This is a genomic window from Leptospira mayottensis 200901116 (genome assembly GCF_000306675.2).
GTDB lineage: Bacteria > Spirochaetota > Leptospiria > Leptospirales > Leptospiraceae > Leptospira > Leptospira mayottensis.
Genome location: NZ_CP024871.1, coordinates 245,001 through 261,998 on the forward strand (window position 1 = coordinate 245,001; position 16,998 = coordinate 261,998).

The 16,998-nt window shown below is 37.6% G+C and carries 14 protein-coding genes, 1 tRNA gene and 2 pseudogenes (1 of these 17 cut by a window edge); 7 read left to right on the top strand and 10 right to left on the bottom strand.

Features of this window, described 5'->3' with window-relative positions; translation table 11 throughout:
• The 3 genes from LEP1GSC190_RS01160 to LEP1GSC190_RS01170 form a co-directional block, all read right to left on the bottom strand.
• Nucleotides 1-263: the start of an AEC family transporter gene (locus tag LEP1GSC190_RS01160; protein WP_004279761.1), read on the bottom strand. 682 nt of this gene lie to the left of the window's left edge; 263 of the gene's 945 nt are visible here — the first part of the coding sequence; its start codon is at nucleotides 261-263; the stop codon falls past the left edge of the window.
• Nucleotides 264-310: 47 nt separating this feature from the next.
• Nucleotides 311-382: transfer RNA gene (locus LEP1GSC190_RS01165), tRNA-Thr, on the bottom strand.
• Between the two features lie 152 nt (nucleotides 383-534).
• The gene (locus tag LEP1GSC190_RS01170; RefSeq protein ID WP_002763226.1) at nucleotides 535-1,173 is read right to left on the bottom strand and encodes a DUF2889 domain-containing protein; all 639 of its coding nucleotides are present in this window, start codon (nucleotides 1,171-1,173) and stop codon (nucleotides 535-537) included.
• Between the two features lie 151 nt (nucleotides 1,174-1,324).
• Between LEP1GSC190_RS01170 and LEP1GSC190_RS01175 the strand changes: the two genes are divergently transcribed.
• Entirely contained in the window at nucleotides 1,325-2,125 is an 801-nt protein-coding gene (locus LEP1GSC190_RS01175; protein ID WP_036036157.1) for an SDR family NAD(P)-dependent oxidoreductase, read from the top strand.
• A 15-nt stretch (nucleotides 2,126-2,140) separates the two neighbouring features.
• Here LEP1GSC190_RS01175 and LEP1GSC190_RS01180 read toward each other — a convergent pair whose 3' ends face one another.
• Nucleotides 2,141-3,466 (bottom strand): formylglycine-generating enzyme family protein, encoded by a 1,326-nt coding sequence (locus LEP1GSC190_RS01180; RefSeq protein WP_002763061.1) that lies wholly within the window; start codon nucleotides 3,464-3,466, stop codon nucleotides 2,141-2,143.
• Between the two features lie 109 nt (nucleotides 3,467-3,575).
• On the bottom strand, nucleotides 3,576-5,117 hold the full coding sequence (locus tag LEP1GSC190_RS01185) for a DEAD/DEAH box helicase (RefSeq protein ID WP_004279776.1): 1,542 nt from the start codon (nucleotides 5,115-5,117) through the stop codon (nucleotides 3,576-3,578).
• Between the two features lie 21 nt (nucleotides 5,118-5,138).
• On the opposite strand from LEP1GSC190_RS01185, the gene LEP1GSC190_RS19610 reads away from it, so the two are divergent.
• Complete coding sequence (locus LEP1GSC190_RS19610; protein ID WP_002763120.1) at nucleotides 5,139-5,426, top strand: hypothetical protein; 288 nt, start codon at nucleotides 5,139-5,141, stop codon at nucleotides 5,424-5,426.
• Between the two features lie 91 nt (nucleotides 5,427-5,517).
• On the opposite strand, the gene LEP1GSC190_RS01190 is transcribed toward LEP1GSC190_RS19610, so the two are convergent.
• Together LEP1GSC190_RS01190 and LEP1GSC190_RS01195 are read right to left on the bottom strand one after the other, a co-directional pair.
• Entirely contained in the window at nucleotides 5,518-7,320 is a 1,803-nt protein-coding gene (locus LEP1GSC190_RS01190; RefSeq protein ID WP_002763260.1) for an alginate export family protein, read from the bottom strand.
• 370 nt (nucleotides 7,321-7,690) lie between these two features.
• Nucleotides 7,691-8,347 (bottom strand): YdeI/OmpD-associated family protein, encoded by a 657-nt coding sequence (locus LEP1GSC190_RS01195; protein ID WP_002763136.1) that lies wholly within the window; start codon nucleotides 8,345-8,347, stop codon nucleotides 7,691-7,693.
• Nucleotides 8,348-8,525: 178 nt separating this feature from the next.
• Between LEP1GSC190_RS01195 and LEP1GSC190_RS01200 the strand changes: the two genes are divergently transcribed.
• From LEP1GSC190_RS01200 to LEP1GSC190_RS01210, 3 genes are all read left to right on the top strand, one after another.
• Nucleotides 8,526-9,620, top strand: a complete 1,095-nt coding sequence (locus tag LEP1GSC190_RS01200; protein ID WP_117344626.1) for an IS110 family RNA-guided transposase — start codon at nucleotides 8,526-8,528, stop codon at nucleotides 9,618-9,620.
• A 615-nt stretch (nucleotides 9,621-10,235) separates the two neighbouring features.
• Nucleotides 10,236-11,567, top strand: coding sequence for an MFS transporter (locus LEP1GSC190_RS01205; protein ID WP_002762027.1), 1,332 nt, complete (start codon nucleotides 10,236-10,238; stop codon nucleotides 11,565-11,567).
• A 131-nt stretch (nucleotides 11,568-11,698) separates the two neighbouring features.
• Complete coding sequence (locus LEP1GSC190_RS01210; protein WP_002762030.1) at nucleotides 11,699-12,235, top strand: inorganic diphosphatase; 537 nt, start codon at nucleotides 11,699-11,701, stop codon at nucleotides 12,233-12,235.
• Nucleotides 12,236-12,624: 389 nt separating this feature from the next.
• Here LEP1GSC190_RS01210 and LEP1GSC190_RS01215 read toward each other — a convergent pair whose 3' ends face one another.
• A complete protein-coding gene (locus LEP1GSC190_RS01215; RefSeq protein ID WP_036047910.1) occupies nucleotides 12,625-12,942 on the bottom strand; it encodes an LIC_10907 family protein in 318 nt (105 codons plus the stop codon).
• 224 nt (nucleotides 12,943-13,166) lie between these two features.
• Nucleotides 13,167-13,860: pseudogene (locus tag LEP1GSC190_RS01220) on the bottom strand (LIC10906 family membrane protein).
• 647 nt (nucleotides 13,861-14,507) lie between these two features.
• Here LEP1GSC190_RS01220 and LEP1GSC190_RS01230 point away from each other — a divergent pair.
• Nucleotides 14,508-14,906, top strand: coding sequence for a helix-turn-helix domain-containing protein (locus tag LEP1GSC190_RS01230; RefSeq protein WP_002747094.1), 399 nt, complete (start codon nucleotides 14,508-14,510; stop codon nucleotides 14,904-14,906).
• Nucleotides 14,907-15,356: 450 nt separating this feature from the next.
• Nucleotides 15,357-15,815 (top strand): annotated as a pseudogene (locus LEP1GSC190_RS20010) (TolC family protein); the annotation flags it as partial.
• A gap of 82 nt (nucleotides 15,816-15,897) precedes the next feature.
• Here LEP1GSC190_RS20010 and LEP1GSC190_RS01240 read toward each other — a convergent pair.
• Nucleotides 15,898-16,800, bottom strand: coding sequence for a lysophospholipid acyltransferase family protein (locus LEP1GSC190_RS01240; protein ID WP_002747058.1), 903 nt, complete (start codon nucleotides 16,798-16,800; stop codon nucleotides 15,898-15,900).
• Nucleotides 16,801-16,998 lie beyond the last annotated feature (198 nt).

Consider the following 16,998-nt stretch of genomic DNA (forward strand, 5'->3'; position numbering starts at 1 on the left):
GTTTCCGAATTCCAATGAAAGAATTTTTCGATTATATAAAAAAATACCAACGAAAGTCCGAAGAGAATCCATGGCATCAAGGCCAAATAAATCAGAGAGGTTTCCAGTCTCATTGTTGGGACGCTGGCTAAAATGAGAGAAGGAAGAGAAATATAAACTACGAAATTTCCGAGCACGAGTCCCGTATTTTCCGGAAAAATTTTTCCTCGTTTGAGTATCCAACCTCCTGCAATACAAACCGGAATAAGTATTAGATGAGACACATGTACAGAGTTTATGGCAGACGCGATAGGGCAAGAGATTTAGGATTAGCCCGCTGCCGGAATTGAACCGGCGACCTTTTCATTACGAGGGAAATGCTCTACCCCTGAGCTAAGCGGGCATTGGGTTGTCCGAAGCAAGAAGAACCTTTGCTGTAGTTTCCGTAAAAACAGGATTCAATGTTTACTTTAGAAACTACAGTATCATCAGTCGTGCTCATGAAAACTCTACCTAAGTATAGATCGGTTGTAAAATGAGAACTACGAAAATAATTTAGGGGCCATCTTTCTTCGACTTCTTAAATTCTTTTACCATCATTGCCGTGATACTGTCAAGATGTTTCACCTGATCCTTGAGTTCTGGTTTTTCGTGACGTCCTGAAAAAGAATAACAAGAATTTCTGACTCCTCTGTCTTTCATCCACCAATGCCTTCCGATTTCTCTTCTTTCTTGAGCGGGAAGGTCTCCCTCATACATTTTATATTCGTCTAATCGAGCCGGAAAATTTCTTTCTTTGAGATAAAAAGCATATGCGGAATGAAAATTCATAGCAGCATTTTGGATCAATTCATTGATATGAAGACAGCCTAACGTTTTATCTGTGGGAAAACGATTCATAAGTTTTACATAAGACATATCCTCTCCCACCAAATAATCATATGTTTTAATTGCAGCGGGACAGGTTTCGTATGGAACCCTTTTTTCTTCTACTCCCGATTTTACAATTTTCATCGTGGTTAGATCAACTTCGAGATACAAGGTGATATCGTGATAGGGGTCGTATTGATTGACTTCGATGATGCAAAATGGAGGGGATTCTTCCGGAAACCAATAGTATCTGCTTTCATAATTTCTTTGAAAGTCCGTGTTCCGAAAACGAATTCGCTCTTTGAGTTCCTGCAACGTATTCATTAAAACCTCTTATTCCGAAAAAACGTTTTTAAACAAAACATTTTTCAGATTCTTCTGGAGCATCTTTTAATAAGACCGGATTCGCTAAAAGATTTTTCCGTTTATTTTCATTTGCTTTTTTGTGACCTTTTAGTATTTTCAGTCCGATTTTATGATGACTTCATTTTTTTTAGAAAAATCGTTTTTAGTTACCGGTGCAAGTTCTGGGATCGGAAAGGCTCTCGTCTTAGAACTGAACCGAAACGGAGCCGTGGTTGGCGCGGTTGCCCGAAGGAAAGAGTTATTAAAAGAATTAAAAAACGAAGTCCAATTTCCGGACAAGGTGATCTCTCTTCCCGGAGATGTTTCAGATCCTTTTCAACTCAAGAAAATTGCGGAAGAGTTTAGAAAGAAAGTTCGACATATTGATGGGATGATTCATAGCGCTGGAATCAGTATGCGTGGTCTTGCGAGAGAAACGGATATTAAAGTTTATGAAAGTCTAATGAATATAAATTTCTATCCTTTGATTCATCTATTCAAACTTTTGGAGTCGGAACTTAGACAGAATCAGGGTCATTTTATTGCGGTTTCTTCTTTACAAGGGCGATTTGCCACTCAGTATCGTTCGGGTTATGCGGCGAGTAAACACGCGGTACAAGCGTTTATGGATAGCATTCGGCTGGAAACATCCGAAAGCGGAATGCACGTTATGACGGTCTCTCCGGGTTACGTGAAAACCGACATTTCTGTGAAGGCTTTATCTGGTGACGGATCCACCTACGGAATCATGGATGAAGGAATTAAAAACGGATTGTCTACGAAGAAAGTGGCTTCTATCATCTTAAAAGCGATCGAATCAAAAAAAAGAGATGTGTATCCTTCTCAATTCAGAGAGATGTTAGCGTATTGGATCAGTCGATTTTCACCTTCGCTTTTGGATAAACTTTTGAAAAAAGCGAGAGTTACTTAATTTGTGGTTTTATTTTTATTTTCCAGGAAGATCCCAGACGAGTCGAATTCCGGCTCTGCGATCCGTTTTTAAATTCGGAATTCCTCCGAAGGACCTGAAATACGTTGTGGATTCTTCTTTTGTAGATGAAAATGATCCGCCTCGGATGACTTTATGCATTTTTCCGAATGCGTTTTTTTTGAGTGAATGTCCCTGATACGGAAGATAGTCGGAGCTCGTCCACTCGGCTACGTTCCCGCACATTCCAATTGCTCCGTAGGGACTTGCTGATTTTTTTGCTAGTTCGTAAACGGAAATCGTATCCATTTTTTTGCTTTCAATAGTATTGCATAAGGAAGAATCGAAATCGTTTCCGAACGGATATTCCAATGTATTTGGAAAAAAAGAATAAGATTCGTCTCGATTGATCTTCCAAGTCATTCCGGTTCCACGGGCGGCTTTTTCCCATTCCATCTCGGTTGGAAGTCGTTTCCCGGACCAACGCGCGTATGCTTCTGCTTCTCTGTATGTAATTCCGTTTACAGGATGATGTTCTTTTCCGGTCGGGTATTTTCCTCCTTTCCAATGAGGGGGTGGAAGGGCATTCGTTTCTTTTAGAAATTTTGAATATTCCTGATTTGTAACCTCGTATTTATCAATATAAAAAGAGGAGATATCTTGAAGGTTACCTCGTTCGGGTTTAAAGTAAAACGGATTGTAGTTGTCTTCCGAGGGTTCGTTTCCTTGTCCGTGAAGAAAAAATCCCATCGACTCGTAAAATAACTCTCCGTTTTGCTCGTATCCTCCGGATACGAAAACCATTTCTTTTCCGTCTTTCGGATGTCTGAATTGTTTGGCGGGTCTAGTTCTTCTTCTGTCTTCTGTGAAAAACGCTCCAGGCTCTACATAAATTATTTCTTGTTTATAGTCTTGGATGAAGGTTCCGGCTGTGAGAAGATGTTCGGGCATCCCCAAATTTGCGGTAAATGAACCGTAGAGTTCGATTTCTGAGGCTTTCTTTTTTCCTAAATTAGTTTGATAAGAAATAGAGATTTGACGAATGTGAAAGGAGCCGATTTCTTTTTCGGGATTTTTTTGTAAGACGGTATATTGATTTTTTTTCTCAAGGATGGCTTTGATTTCCTCTTCTTCCTTTCCGTAAAATATAGAACCCTTTCGGATTCGAATTTTCACTTTACCTTTTCCACTATAAACCGCTTCTACTTCTCCTTTCCAAAGAGGAACCATTCTCGTATTAAGAGAGGATTCTTCCTTTTCTTGAGCTTGTGTGAACGATCCTAAGGAAAAAACGAAAAGAATTACGATCAGTCGTTTGAGTTTAAAAACGGAGTTGAAAATCATAATGCCCGATCGTCCTTTCGACAGAGAGGACGATTTCTATTTTTAATTTCGGCATAAATTTCCGGTTTAAAAAAGAATTTTAAGCGGATTCTTTCCTTGAAATTGAATCTTATTTCTTCTTTTTTTTGAAAGAAGATGGTCCACCTGATTTTTGATTTTTATCTCCTTTGGAAAATTTAGAATGAGACCCGTTATTGGAACTATTGCCGGAATGTGAGCCTGGATTTGATTTGGTTCTGGATCCCGAACCGGATCTTCCAAAATTCCGATCTCTGTGCTTTCCGGGTTTCTTTTTGAAGGAATTTCTTTCTTCGTATTTAAAATTTGATTCGAATTGTACGGAATCATCGAAAGTAACACTGTCCCTGAGGATCGTCATCTTAAACAAAGCGGCGGCGATATCCAGCGCTGTATAATCGTCTCCCATCAATTTTTCCACTTGGTTTACATACTTGCCGATATGACCCGCATCCACAATGGATCTAACTTTGGAAGTATAGGAATGAATTTTAGTTTCTTCAAGATCGTCTAACGTAGGAATTTTTCCTGCCTCGATTTTAATTCCATTGATTCGTTCTATCTTTTTAAGATTATAGATTTGTTTTCCGACGATAAAGGAGAACGCGATTCCTTTTTTGCCGGCTCTTCCTGTTCTTCCGATTCTGTGGACGTAGTCTTCCCCGTCTCTTGGAAGGTCGTAGTTGAATACCGCCTCGACATTGCTAACGTCGATTCCTCTTCCGGCCACGTCGGTCGCGACTAAGATTTCGATATTTCCGTTTCGAAATCCGTTCATTACTTTGTCCCTTTGTTTCTGATTTAGATCTCCGTGAAGGGCTTCCGCGAAGTAACCTCTCGATTTCAACAATTCTACGACGGTATCCACTTGCGCTTTTGTATTACAAAATACTAATGCGAGTTTTACGTTTCTATATTCGATCAATCTCGCGAGAGCTTCTCCTTTGGCATTCTCTTGAATCTCATAGTAGATTTGTTCGATTTTGGGTGCGCTCAATTTCTGATGAGTTACGTCGATGATTTGAGGATGTTTTTGAAATCTTTTCATCAAGGTAAGAATATCATCCGTCATCGTAGCGGAAAACATGATCGTCTGACGATCTATGGGAGTATCTTTTAGAATAAATTCCATGTCTTCGCGGAAGCCCATATCCAGCATTTCGTCGGCTTCGTCCAGGATCACGATCTTAATATCATTGAGACGTATGGAACCTCTTCTCATGTGGTCCATCATTCTTCCGGGAGTTGCGATTACAATCTGAGGATTTTTACGAAGCGCCCTGAGTTGTCTTTCTATTTCTTGACCACCATAAACAGGGACGACTTCGAAGTTTCCTTTGTATTTCATCAGTTTACGGAATTGTTCGCTGACTTGGATGACTAATTCTCTAGTCGGACAAAGAATTAAGGCTTGTAAATGTTTACTTTCTACTTCAAGAAGTTCAATCGTCGGAATTGCAAATGCGGCTGTTTTACCGGTGCCAGTTTGAGCGTGTCCGATAATATCTTTTCCCTTTAATATGACTGGAATTGCTTCTGATTGAATGGGAGAGGCTTCTTCAAAGCCCATTTCCAGGATCGCGTTTTGAATTTCGGCGGATAAGTTTAGTTCGCTAAACTTGAGTTTTTTCATAGAGATGTTCCTTTTAAAACGATGAATCGCCCGCTTCCGGGAACCTCTAATACTTTGAATTTTCAAGATAACTATCCGGAAGATCAAAAAGCGGATCGAAGAGAGGAAAATTGGAATCAGGAAAAATTCTGCGTCTTCGTTAATGAGACGTTTGTTTTTACTACGATTTTAGAATCGGTTATTTATACAAGGACAAAAGAGCAAAACGATTTGTACCTGATGATTTTGAGAGAGTTTGTGAAATCGATTTCAAAAATAAATTCGAATCTATTAAAAGCTAAACTTCGAAACGAAACTCATCGATTTTAATATGGTTTCTATTTAAAAATATATTATGCGAAATTTTATTTTCAGATTTATCACATACATTCAAAATTATTAAAGTTATTTTCGTTGCGATTTAAAATTGAATTGTCATCATCAAGTAACCGAATTGCGCTTGCGGAAGAAAGTTAGTTTTTCTGAATTCAAGATAAATTGAATCGTCGTTGAGTTTGCGCCGAACTGCATCGCCTGCAAAAATCCAACTCCCACCAAACGACCAAAGAATATCCTTGTATTTGAATGCATAAGTCGTATCGATTTCTCTAAATAAATTTTTTCCAAGCGTTGCAACCCCTCTTTGATCTAGGGCGCCTTTTTCACTTTGAACATAAGGATCCTTAAAACGTTCATTTGTGGTTGATTCCGTACTGGCTCCTTCTTTGAGGTTTCCCGTGACATCATACCAACCGTCTTGTTTTTTTTGCTTATCAATGATCCAATATGCGATCCTTAATTTACCAAATTTTCCGCCGTCCCATGTAAGGTTTGCGGATTTACCAATCATATTGACCCAACTTACTTGATCTGCTTCTCCTAAAAATCCGTGATTGGAGTGGAATAAATTCGAGAAGGTCGCAACTTTTCCGTCTTTTCGATTTGGATCTCCGCTGCCGACGTCGTAAGTCCCCCCAAACCGAAAAGACCCGATCGTATAACCGAAGTCGAATGTGAACGCATAAGCATCGTAACTTTGTTTTTCTTTGTAAATGTTATTGGTTACGGTCTTGCCGGTAAGGGGGTCGACGGTGGAAACGTTTGTGTTTAAGCTGTCCCAACCTGGCGTGACGTTCAGCCCGTTTTTCCCGTTTTGTATCGCGTATTCGACCGAAAAATCGAAAGGTATTTTTGCCTTTTTATCAGGAGTCGTTCTATTGGAAAGTCTGAGTCCAAATGTATGTAATTGGTCGAACCTGGAATCTTTCGGAATTGTCTCCGGATTGGGAAGAAGCAAAATAGTAGAGTTGTTCTGAGGAAACCATTTCTTATACAATCCGATGTAATAGGCGTCTATGTGAAGTAAGTCGGAAGATTTAAACGTATTGTAAAAACCGGTGAAAGTTGCATCTCCTTGCTGTTGTTTTGAAAGTTCGGCAGTCAACGTGCAAGCTGAAGGCGAAAAAGAATTGGGGGGACAATTGTATTGAATCGGAAACGAGTTTCTTTTTCCTAAATTTGTAGAATTACCCGCTACGTCTGAATCCTGCTCTCCGACGATCATGACCCAAGCGTGAGTGGAAAAAAGTTCTTTGTCAATTTTCAAACGAAAGCCATTAAAGCTTCTTCCTACGTTGTTCCATTCCAAAGCACCTACGAGTCTTTCGTCTCCGTATTTTAGAATTTGTCTTCCCACTTGTAATGTAATGGGGCCGATTAATTCTTTGGATTCTACCCAAGCCTCTCGAATTCCTACAGATTGTCTTGTGTTGTCGTTTGCTGTATCGATTCCGATGAGAGAACCTTTTTCCCCTCCCCAAAGTGCGGAGTCTTGTAATACGATTCTTGCTTTCATATTTTGGGTAAGTTCTTTTTCGATCCAAATTTGAACTTTGGCTCCAACGAAAGAAATATTATCATTTTTGAATTTATCAAAATCGTAATTGTATCGCGCTTCCGGGCGGATTCGAATTAAGCCGCCAAGTTTAACTGATTCGTACCAAGGAGCGTCTTTTTTAGGTTCTTTAATTTCGGTTTCGATTGGGACGACTTGAGTATCCGCTTTTTGTTTTTGAACTTCGATTGGTTCTTGAATTTTTTGTGTTGCAGTATTGCGAACTTTCGGGCGTTTGGCTCTTCTCGTTTTTTGAGCGTCAATTTCCGAAAATAAGAAAACATTAAGAATGAACGAAAGTTGGATGATTCTCAATTTGTAAGTTTTCAATTCAATCCTCTCTTGATTTATTTCCTTCTTGGGCAGCCATGGAAGAGATTACGCAGGAAACGTTATAAACTAATATTTGCGAATTATCAAATTGACTAAAATATTTATAATATTAATTTATCATGTTATATAAAATAAATATATACTAAAATTAGAATCGAATATGAGGCATTATGGGTATGGGGGATTTTTATGGATTATGTCGGATGGCTTGGGTTTTGATGTTTTAAGGTAGATAGCTGGCGAGGTGTAGATTTGTCTATCGTATGTTGAACTGAAACACTGAACTGTAGGAGGCGTTTTATATTTTTATAAACTTAAAATTTCTTTCTTTGTTAGGTTTTGTATTTTTTAAATTTGAAAGGATTTTTTAATTCTTCTTTTGATCTTTTTGAGAATTCATTGTTTGAACTAATTTTTGAATTCGTTTTAATCTGGTTTCCGATGATTTCGCGTCTAAAATTGCTTCGATGTGTTCTCTTTTGTGAGACCAAGATAAGGATTCGAAAATTTTTTTCGCATTCTTATCTTTGGAAAGAATTTTGTTTACGTCTTCTGGAAGTTTTACGATTTTCGTTTCGTAGTTGATGTATTTGGATAGTTCCGGACGTTTTTGTTTTTCCGCTTTAGAACCTCCTTTTTTGACTTCGTTGGCTTTTTTGAATCGAACCGCGGACCAAGTATCATTTAAAGAAATCAATGCAACTCCTTTATATCCGTTTTTGGAAAGGATTTCCCAACCGTGATCCCTATCTAAGTCTGTTTTGATTCCGGAAGATTTTTTAGGATACGCAATCCATAGAATGGTTTCTTTGCAAATCGATTTTAGAATTTTTAAAAAAGAAGATTGAAGAGAAGAAGTTGAATCTGCAAAAAGTAGAATTCTGTCTGCTTCGGAAATTTTATTTGTAGTTATAATTCCTCCTATGGGAGAGGGTTTATATACTTTTTCTTTATTGATGACGATCAGTCGGTTCCCTTCCTTGAATTTCATCTTTTTGATTAAATCCAGATTTAAATCTATCATAAGGCGCAAGAAAATGTAGATTTAAAAAAATGCAAATGAAAAAAGGAAATATAAATTTGATTTCTATGAAACGAATCATAAATCAACTAAGACAAAATGGCGCCCCTTCTGGGCTTGAAAACCGTGGGTTAGATGCAAGCATATACCACAAAACAAGAAAACCAACAGAAGGAACGTAATGAAAAGAAAAATATATGTAGGAATGGATGTCCACAAAGAAACGATTAGAATTGCGTGTTTAACGAACAATACAAAGGAAATAGTAAAAGAACAGCAGATAAAACATAATGAGGTTCAGATCAAAAAGTTCGTCAATAAACTAAAATCAGAATGGAACGAGATACATAGTTGTTACGAGGCAGGAGTAACCGGTTATCCACTTTACAGATATCTCAAGTCTTTGGGAGTGAACTGTATCCTTGTAGCGCCAGGAAAGATACCAAGACAAAGTTCGGATAAGATCAAAACGGATAAGAGAGATGCGATCAAGTTAGCAAAATTATTACGAAGTGGAGAATTAGAATCGATTCATGTACCGAGTGAAGAGGACGAAGCGGTAAGGGATTATTTGAGATCCCGTGACAGCCTTCGTTTGGATTTAGGAAGGAATCGTCAAAGGTTAATGAAATTCTTATTAAGAAAGGGTATAACTTACTCAGCAACAAAGTATTGGACAGTCAGTCATAACAAATGGTTGAACAATCTACAGTTTAACAACGAGATCCTTCAAGAGACATTTAACGACTATTATAGTCGGGTAAGAGTTCAAGAAGAGAATTTAAAAGCGATGGATAAGAGGATACAAGAGATAGCGGAAAGTGAACCGTATCGAGAGAAAGTAGGAATATTAAGATGTTTCCGAGGAGTGGATTATCTAACCGCAATGTTTTTACTTTGTGAGGTTTGTGACTTCAAACGATTCAAAACAGCCGGTTCGTTCATGAGCTTTTTAGGACTTGTTCCGGGAGAATATTCCAGCGGTTCCAAAAGAAAACAAACAGGGATAACAAAAACAGGAAGTCCCAGACTTCGAAGAATATTGACAGAAGCAGCTTGGCAACATCGTTTCCCTGGAACAGGAAATAAAATTGTAACCGCACGTAGATCGGGACAACCTGCGTTAGTTGTTGCTTTGGCGGAAAAAGCATCTCTCAGATTACACAAAAAGTTTCGTAATCTACAGCAAAGAGGAAAAACTCCTCAGGTAATGATAACGGCAGTTTCAAGAGAGTTATCCGGATTTCTTTGGGCGGCGATGAATCTGGTTGCATAGAGTTAGAGTAATGTTTCATCCAATAATTGAATTCGTTAGAGAAGATGTACGATAAAGGAGGAATACTTGTTGGCTCAGTGTTGAAGCAAATTTGAATTTCAAATTTGACCTTCGTTTTAAGACTAAGAACAGCTCCCGATGTATAGATTATCCTGCGGTATCCAACCCGCGAATATCAGTCTGATCAATCGTCGCGAATGCTTTTCTCTAACGAGTTAAATTATTGGGTGATTAAAAAAAAATGCGAAAAAATATTTACTGCTCCGGATGGGGGCGCCATATCAGAGCCCGTCTCAAAACCTTTCAAGAAATCAGTTACAATGATTCAGTAAGTTTGTAATAAAATATAGAAGTTCCCACAAATTACGTCCTTTTGGTAGTTTATGAGCTTTCGAGTATATTTTATAACCGTTAAGTTCTCGTAGAGGTTCCTATTTCTGAGGTTTTGGGAAAGACTCTTAATAAGTTTTACTAAGAAAAACTTATTAAAATCTCGGAGTATGATTTATAAATTCCGTAAAATTCTAACGATTTTTTAAACTTTGCTGGCAATCGAGTAGCACTCATTGATGAAAATGACCTTGTAAGAGATTCTATATCCTTGAGATTGACCTAATGATTTCACCGTTACGTTGGATACTTCCTGCAAAACCAAAACCTCTCTTACCGAAAGAAATGATCGATCGATCTTATCCTCGTTTTAGATGGAGGGTTTTAGAGGCGACCTTTATCGGTTATGCGGTATTTTATCTCGTAAGGAATAATTTTCCGGTTATTTCCAAGGAAATGGGAGAAGTTCTGCACTATGACCAGGAACAAATCACAAATATTTTGGCAGTAACCGCGATTACTTACGGAATTGGAAAATTTGTGATGGGGGCCTTATCCGATCGAAGTAATCCAAAATACTTCATGTCATTGGGTTTGATTTTAACCGCAATATGCAATTTGTTGTTCGGAGCTTCGAGTAATTACGAAGTTCACTTTTATCTTTGGGCTTTGAACGGATTGTTTCAAGGGATGGGCTGGCCTCCTTGCGGGCGTTCTCTGGGTCATTGGTTCGGAGTATCGGAAAGAGGAGCAAAATTCGCAATTTGGAATATAGCTCATAACGTGGGCGGCGGTTTAGTAGGGGTTGTCGCCGCTTATAGCGCTTCTTGGTGGGGATGGAGGAACGCATTTTACATTCCGGCCTTGATAGCGATCGTAACTGCAATTTACCTTCTATTTCGATTAGTGGATACTCCTCAGTCGGTGGGTCTTCCACCTATTGAAGAATATCAGGAAGATCCTGAAAAAGAATCTAGACTTTCCTCCGAAGAACAAGAGAAAGAATTGTCTTTTCGGGAAATTATTTTCCAATCTGTATTAAAGAATTATTATGTTTGGACTTTTGCTTTTGCAAACTTTTTTGTTTATGTGGTTCGTTATAGCTTAACGGATATCGGTCCGACGTACTTAAAATTTGCCAAAGGAGCTTCCTTGGAAAAAGGAGGGATTAGCACATTCATCTACGAATTTGCTGGAATCGGTTCTACTCTTCTTGTCGGTTGGGGTTCGGATAAATTGGGTGGAAAAAGGGGGATGGTGAGTTTCTTGTGTATACTCCCGATTCTATTGGCTCTTGTCGCGTTGTTATTTACGCCTCCTGGTTTTCTTTGGCTGGATCTTACTTTGTTCGGCATCATCGGTTTTTTTGTCTATCCGCCTGTTATGTTGTTAGGTGTCGCCGGACTTGATTTTACCTCGAAGAAAGCGGTCGGAACTGCGGCGGGTTTTATCGGTTTGTTCGGATATTTGGGAAGAACTGCTCTTTCAAAGGTAGTGGGATGGTTGAGTAAACAACCAGGATTTCATTGGGAACAATCCTTGTATCTTATCATAGGCGCAACTTTGATCGCTCTCGCTTTGCTGGCTGTTACTTGGAGTTGGAAACCGAAGGCCTAATTTGGTTTTAAATCCTACATTTATGATATTTATGATTGATTCCGACATATTGCGGTAAGAACCGTTTTTCTATTGGATAGGATCGTATTTTAAACTTGCCTTTCATCGAAACGTTTAAATAGTTTTCTGATATGGTACACCCTTGGCATGATATTTCTCCGGGAGATCAAATTCCGGAATTTGTAAACGGAGTCATTGAAATCAAACGCGGTAGTCGCGCTAAATATGAGGTCGATAAAGAATACGGAATTTTGAAACTGGACCGAGTTTTATATTCTTCCTTTTATTATCCTGCAAATTACGGATTTATTCCTCAGTCTTATTGTGGAGATCACGATCCTTTGGACATTTTGGTTCTTTCCCAAGTGGAATTGGAGCCCCTTTGTTTAGTAAAAGCTAAAGTAATCGGTGTAATGAGAATGTTAGATTCGGGAGAAGAAGACGATAAGATCATTGCGGTTGCCGCAAACGATATGTCGATCAACCATATCAACGACATTTCGGAACTTCCTCCTCATTTTACATTGGAACTGAAACATTTCTTTGAAGATTATAAAAAACTGGAAAATAAAACCGTTGTTATTGAAGAATTCCAAAATGCAATTCTTGCTCGTAAGATCGTTTTAGATTCTTTGGAATTGTATAAAAAAACGTTTCCAAAAAAGTAATCGAATAGTTTTAAAAGCTCGCCTTAAAAGTGTTCAAGTTCGTCTTAAAAAAGGTGAGATCGGTTGCAAATTCTCTAATAAAAGTAGTCCTTGGTTTCTTATTCTACTTTTTGGAATCTAACTTGGTGTTTTTTACTATTGAGTGATTTTAAAAATGGGCTGATAACTTAAATGAGCCTTTGTCAGTAAAAGCCTGTCCCAAAATCTCAGAATATAGGAACCTCGATGAGAACTTAACAGTTATAAAATATGTTCGAAAGCTCGTAAATTACTAAAGGGACGTTTTGTGGTAACTTTTATGCTTTTATTGCGGACTTATCGAAGGATTACAAACCTAAGGTTTTGATATAAACTGCTAAAAACAACAATGTATTAAAAGTATAGATCAACTAATCCGACACGGAGCCACTAACCAAGTTTGTATTATTTTGTATTTCCTTCAGTAGTTTTTCAAGAGATTCTAATTCGTTTTCCAATTGTATTTTTTCCGAAAAAATACTTCTTAATTCCTTTGTCAGCCATTGGTTTCGTCTTAAGAGAATTTTCTTTTGTAGATACAATCTTTGAATCAGGATGACGAATCTCAGTTCTCTTGGGGCTTTTTCTCGACGATCTGTATATTGGCTTACGAGACCAAGTCGGTTCCGAAGCTTCGGTAACGAGCCTAAATAATCTTCTAGTCTTGAAGAGTCATACCACTTCAACATAGCCACCTCCGTTTGCGCGAACAACATCGATGACTTTTAGTATCCTGGAATTGATTGTATTTAGGTTCGAGTCGAGTTCGTTTGTCCGGAACTCCATTAAAAAAAGTTAATCCCGATACAGGTTCGAAAAAGTCGCACATACGGACAGGATAATCTATATTTGTGATAAATGTCAATATGTATTATCACAAATATAGAGTTTTCAAATTCTATATAAAAATAAACTATTTAAAATACTTTCCGAATCTTCTCGAAAGTATTTTGGCCCTTTCATCGACAGAGATTTCACCGGTATTTTCGGCAAGATGAAAGTCTTGAATGAGAATTTGCCTCGTGATTTCCTCTTTTGCCTTCGAACTTTTTTGAACGAATCTCATCGGATCTAATTTCCCCAAGAGTTTTAAAAAAGGTTTAGAAGCAACACGATTGATAAAAGAAGTTTCTGGCCTTGAATCAGCCCGGCTTTGATTTCAAAAGCGTCGTAGTGCAGAATTGCGACAGCCCAACAGACCGAACAAACTGAAAGACCCAAAGATGATAAATACGCTTTGTAAATCCCTAAAAACGGAAGAAAATAAATGAACATTAAAGTGATTGGTAACCCAACTATAGAACCGAGTAGAACAAAAAGAGCCTTACCCTATCGTCTCCTCTTTTGAGTCGTATTCTTTTAAGAATTATCCAAGCCGACAATAGAACCCAAAAAGTGGAGAAGTAAATGATTAAATGGTAATTCAAACTGAAGTCAAAAACGAAAGTGTCTGGATTTTCTAAAACTACCATTCTTTGACTAAAAGAAGCCCAGGTAAAATAGGAAAACCCTACGATACCCAGGATCAATATCCAAGCTGGAATCTTCTGCCTTACGTTCTCCATTTTTTTACAAAGAAGATATAGAATAAAAGTTCCGACAGACATCGGAAGGAAGGTTATGTTCAACCCAAAGTTACGGTATTCAAGAGGAAACAATCCTCTAAGACCTTGAATGCAGAGCCAGAGCGCCATACATAGATTCAAAAACAGGAATAGAGTCTGTAATTTTTGTCTTGGCTTTAAACTAAAGACATAGATTCCCAAAAACAAATGGAAAAATCCCGCTAAAACTGGAATAAAATGGTTGAGGTTCATAGTGCTAATTCTTCGCTAAAATTTAGTTATTCATATTCGCTTATATTTCGTAGTTCGGTTTCGAGTCTTTACGTTGCTACGGTCTATTTTCTTTTCAATTTGATATAAAACCAAATTTGAATTCACATGGGAAAATTTTTTAAGAAGGAAAATCACTTTTGAAGAAAAGAAGATCAAAAAAAAATAAGAAACTTTTCTACCAAAATCCTATCTTTTGGCGACAAAAACATGTTTTTATTCATCGATCTTTTTTCCATAACCTAAAACAAGGCAAAAGATGCCACTATATTTCTTTTTACAAATTATGACTCATCAATAATTGCTGTGCCGACATTTGAATTGATTTTTGAAAGTTGTGCTACTAATAGGTTTTTAAAGACACATTAGTATTATTTTAATACCGATGTCAACAAGAAAGTATTATTCTAGGACATGTTTTGGACGAACAAAAGAAAAGATTACAAACTATACTTTTAAGTTTCAAAGGAAACCAAAGAGAGTTTGGGGATACGATTGGCAAATCAAAACAAACGATCAGTGGTTGGCTGAGTGGAAGATTTCCGATACCGGAAGACGCGGCAATTACGATAGAAATGGTCCATGGATTCAGAAGAGAATGGCTCCTTGAAGGTAAACTACCGGAAAAAGTAGCATTACAACAGACATTTCGAACCAGAATGAAAGTGGAATTGGAGCTGACATTATTGAAAAAAATAACCTCGAAAGAAGGTTTACCAAAAATGGTCGAAATATTGGCAATTTTACCCAAAAAAGAATTTGAGATCGCTCAAAAATTGATTTTTAGTTTAGCAAAAAAAGAAGTCGAAAATAACTAAAAGAAGTTTTTCCTTTATCTTAAAACGCCCGTTTAAACAAAACCTAGTTCCTTAGCATTCAATATCACCTTCCAATACACAGAATTTTTTTCAACAGGACAAAGTTTTGGTTCTACCATCTCTAAACGTTCTCGGGTTGTTTGTAGACAATACGAAGAATTTGTCTCACAACCTTAAAAAGAATCAGGATCGTAATTTCTAAGTCACCGGTAATAAACGTAGTTCCACAAATTTCGTCTTCTTACGTTCTTTTTGCGGTTTGAAACGACTTTTAGCAACGAACTTGCTGGCGATAGTCGATGGCAGTGTTTCTAATTGCGTGAGATTTCCCGCATTTAAAAAAGACTCTGATTTTTTTACACCAAACTCACGTTAAAATAAATCTCTACCACAATTGAATTTGTATTGACTGAAATATCGCATCGATAACATTTGGCCCGAAGGGATTTCGTGATATTTTATAAAATACACAATCACAAATTGTGGCCACAAGAAGATCATCTTAACAAGCCGCAAAAACGATTTAGGAAATGGTTTCGATTTTTCTGGACATCCTTACATTCCGCACTCCATTTCGAGTGCGCTTTTTTTCTCCAAAACAAACAGAAAATAAACACGATTCATACAAAAAAAATCCAAAAAAAAGACTGCATTCTCCCTCATTCAATCTTATCTGCGGGTTTTATCTTGCTCCTCTTGTGCATGTGTCCAGGAATCGAAATAAAAGCTTCCGAAAAAAAAACGTTAAGAATTAATTTGGAAACCGCCACTCAAATAGCTTTAACGAACTACTATTTATTATTATCTATTAAAAACAAAAACAACGCTATAAAAGAACTCATTTCTGAACGATGGAGGGATTTGTTGCCTACTCTCGGAGTCAATATGACCAGGCAAAGATATATTATTTTTTACAGTAAGAGAACATTGTTGTCATTGCCGTATTATCATATATTAATATTTGAAGCAGAACATTCCTAACTACGATAATTCAAATTTGACCCGGGAAATCTCCCGGTTTTGTTCTCCAGCGTCTGTGAACCCAGAAGTATTGTTCGGGATAAAGCTTTACTTCTTCTTCTAAAGCTTTTGTCCAGACCTCTGTGTAATGACGAATGGCCGTTTCACGATCCGGAAACGCTTTTTTATCCACGCAACCTAAGTCTTTGACTCGAACGATTACCTTTCCATTTTCACTACAAAGAACCGAATACAAAAGCATTTTTGCTCCTGTAAGATAAGCCATCAAAGCAGGGCCTTGATAGGTGGATGCAGGACGATTGAAAAAATTTACGAAAATACCGACTTTGCCAGCGTTTTGATCTGAACCGAATCCTACCCAATAACCTTGCTTTAACATCTTGGTTACTTGACTGGATTCTTCTGTAGAAACGAGTTTGATTCCGTTTTTCGTTCTGAGTTTGTAGATCAATTTATCCACGAACGGATTTCTTACTTTTTTATAAATCCCTCCGCCTTTCATACGAATTCCCATAAATTGAACTAAAATTTCCCAAGTTCCGAAGTGACCCGAAATCAAAACGACTCCGATACCTTCTTCGTTCGTTTTCTTTTCGATCGCTAAAGATTCGGGATCATAAACGAGATAACGATCCATCCATTTTTGATTCAAACGAGGAGCGAACAAGGTGCCTGCGACAAGATTTCCAATATGAAGAATGCTCTTCCAAACGAGTTCTTTCTTTTGTGTTTCCGTATATTCGGGGAACGCGTGAGTAATATTTTCGTACGCAATTCTTCTGTGTTTTTTTGCAAACGGATAAAGAAGAAAAACCAGGAACCTTCCATATAAAAGACAGAAACGATATGGTAGGATTCGAAACGGAAGATAAAATAAATAAACAAAGATAAATGATGGTATATAACGAATCAAGAGGACTCCGAGATCATTCTTTTAATACAAAAGGAACGATTACCGTCTGGATTGACAAGCAAAAGATCGACCATTTAAAAACAGAAGAAATGATTTTGTCGTTTGAATTTTCTATGAAAAATTCTGAAGCATAAGGTGGATTTACGGTAAACCTGCTTGAGTTCCCGCTATTTGTAGAAAGGTATTTTCCTATCAAAT

Bases quoted from the DNA above. Each gene is read 5' to 3' on its own strand.
- LEP1GSC190_RS01195 (WP_002763136.1), bottom strand. From the start codon at position 8,347: ATGATAGATTTAAATCTGGATTTAATCAAAAAGATGAAATTCAAGGAA.
- LEP1GSC190_RS01205 (WP_002762027.1), top strand. From the start codon at position 10,236: ATGATTTCACCGTTACGTTGGATACTTCCTGCAAAACCAAAACCTCTC.
- LEP1GSC190_RS01170 (WP_002763226.1), bottom strand. From the start codon at position 1,173: ATGAATACGTTGCAGGAACTCAAAGAGCGAATTCGTTTTCGGAACACG.
- LEP1GSC190_RS01175 (WP_036036157.1), top strand. From the start codon at position 1,325: ATGATGACTTCATTTTTTTTAGAAAAATCGTTTTTAGTTACCGGTGCA.
- LEP1GSC190_RS01180 (WP_002763061.1), bottom strand. From the start codon at position 3,466: ATGATTTTCAACTCCGTTTTTAAACTCAAACGACTGATCGTAATTCTT.
- LEP1GSC190_RS01200 (WP_117344626.1), top strand. From the start codon at position 8,526: ATGAAAAGAAAAATATATGTAGGAATGGATGTCCACAAAGAAACGATT.
- LEP1GSC190_RS01185 (WP_004279776.1), bottom strand. From the start codon at position 5,117: ATGAAAAAACTCAAGTTTAGCGAACTAAACTTATCCGCCGAAATTCAA.
- LEP1GSC190_RS19610 (WP_002763120.1), top strand. From the start codon at position 5,139: ATGAATCGCCCGCTTCCGGGAACCTCTAATACTTTGAATTTTCAAGAT.
- LEP1GSC190_RS01210 (WP_002762030.1), top strand. From the start codon at position 11,699: ATGGTACACCCTTGGCATGATATTTCTCCGGGAGATCAAATTCCGGAA.
- LEP1GSC190_RS01215 (WP_036047910.1), bottom strand. From the start codon at position 12,942: ATGTTGAAGTGGTATGACTCTTCAAGACTAGAAGATTATTTAGGCTCG.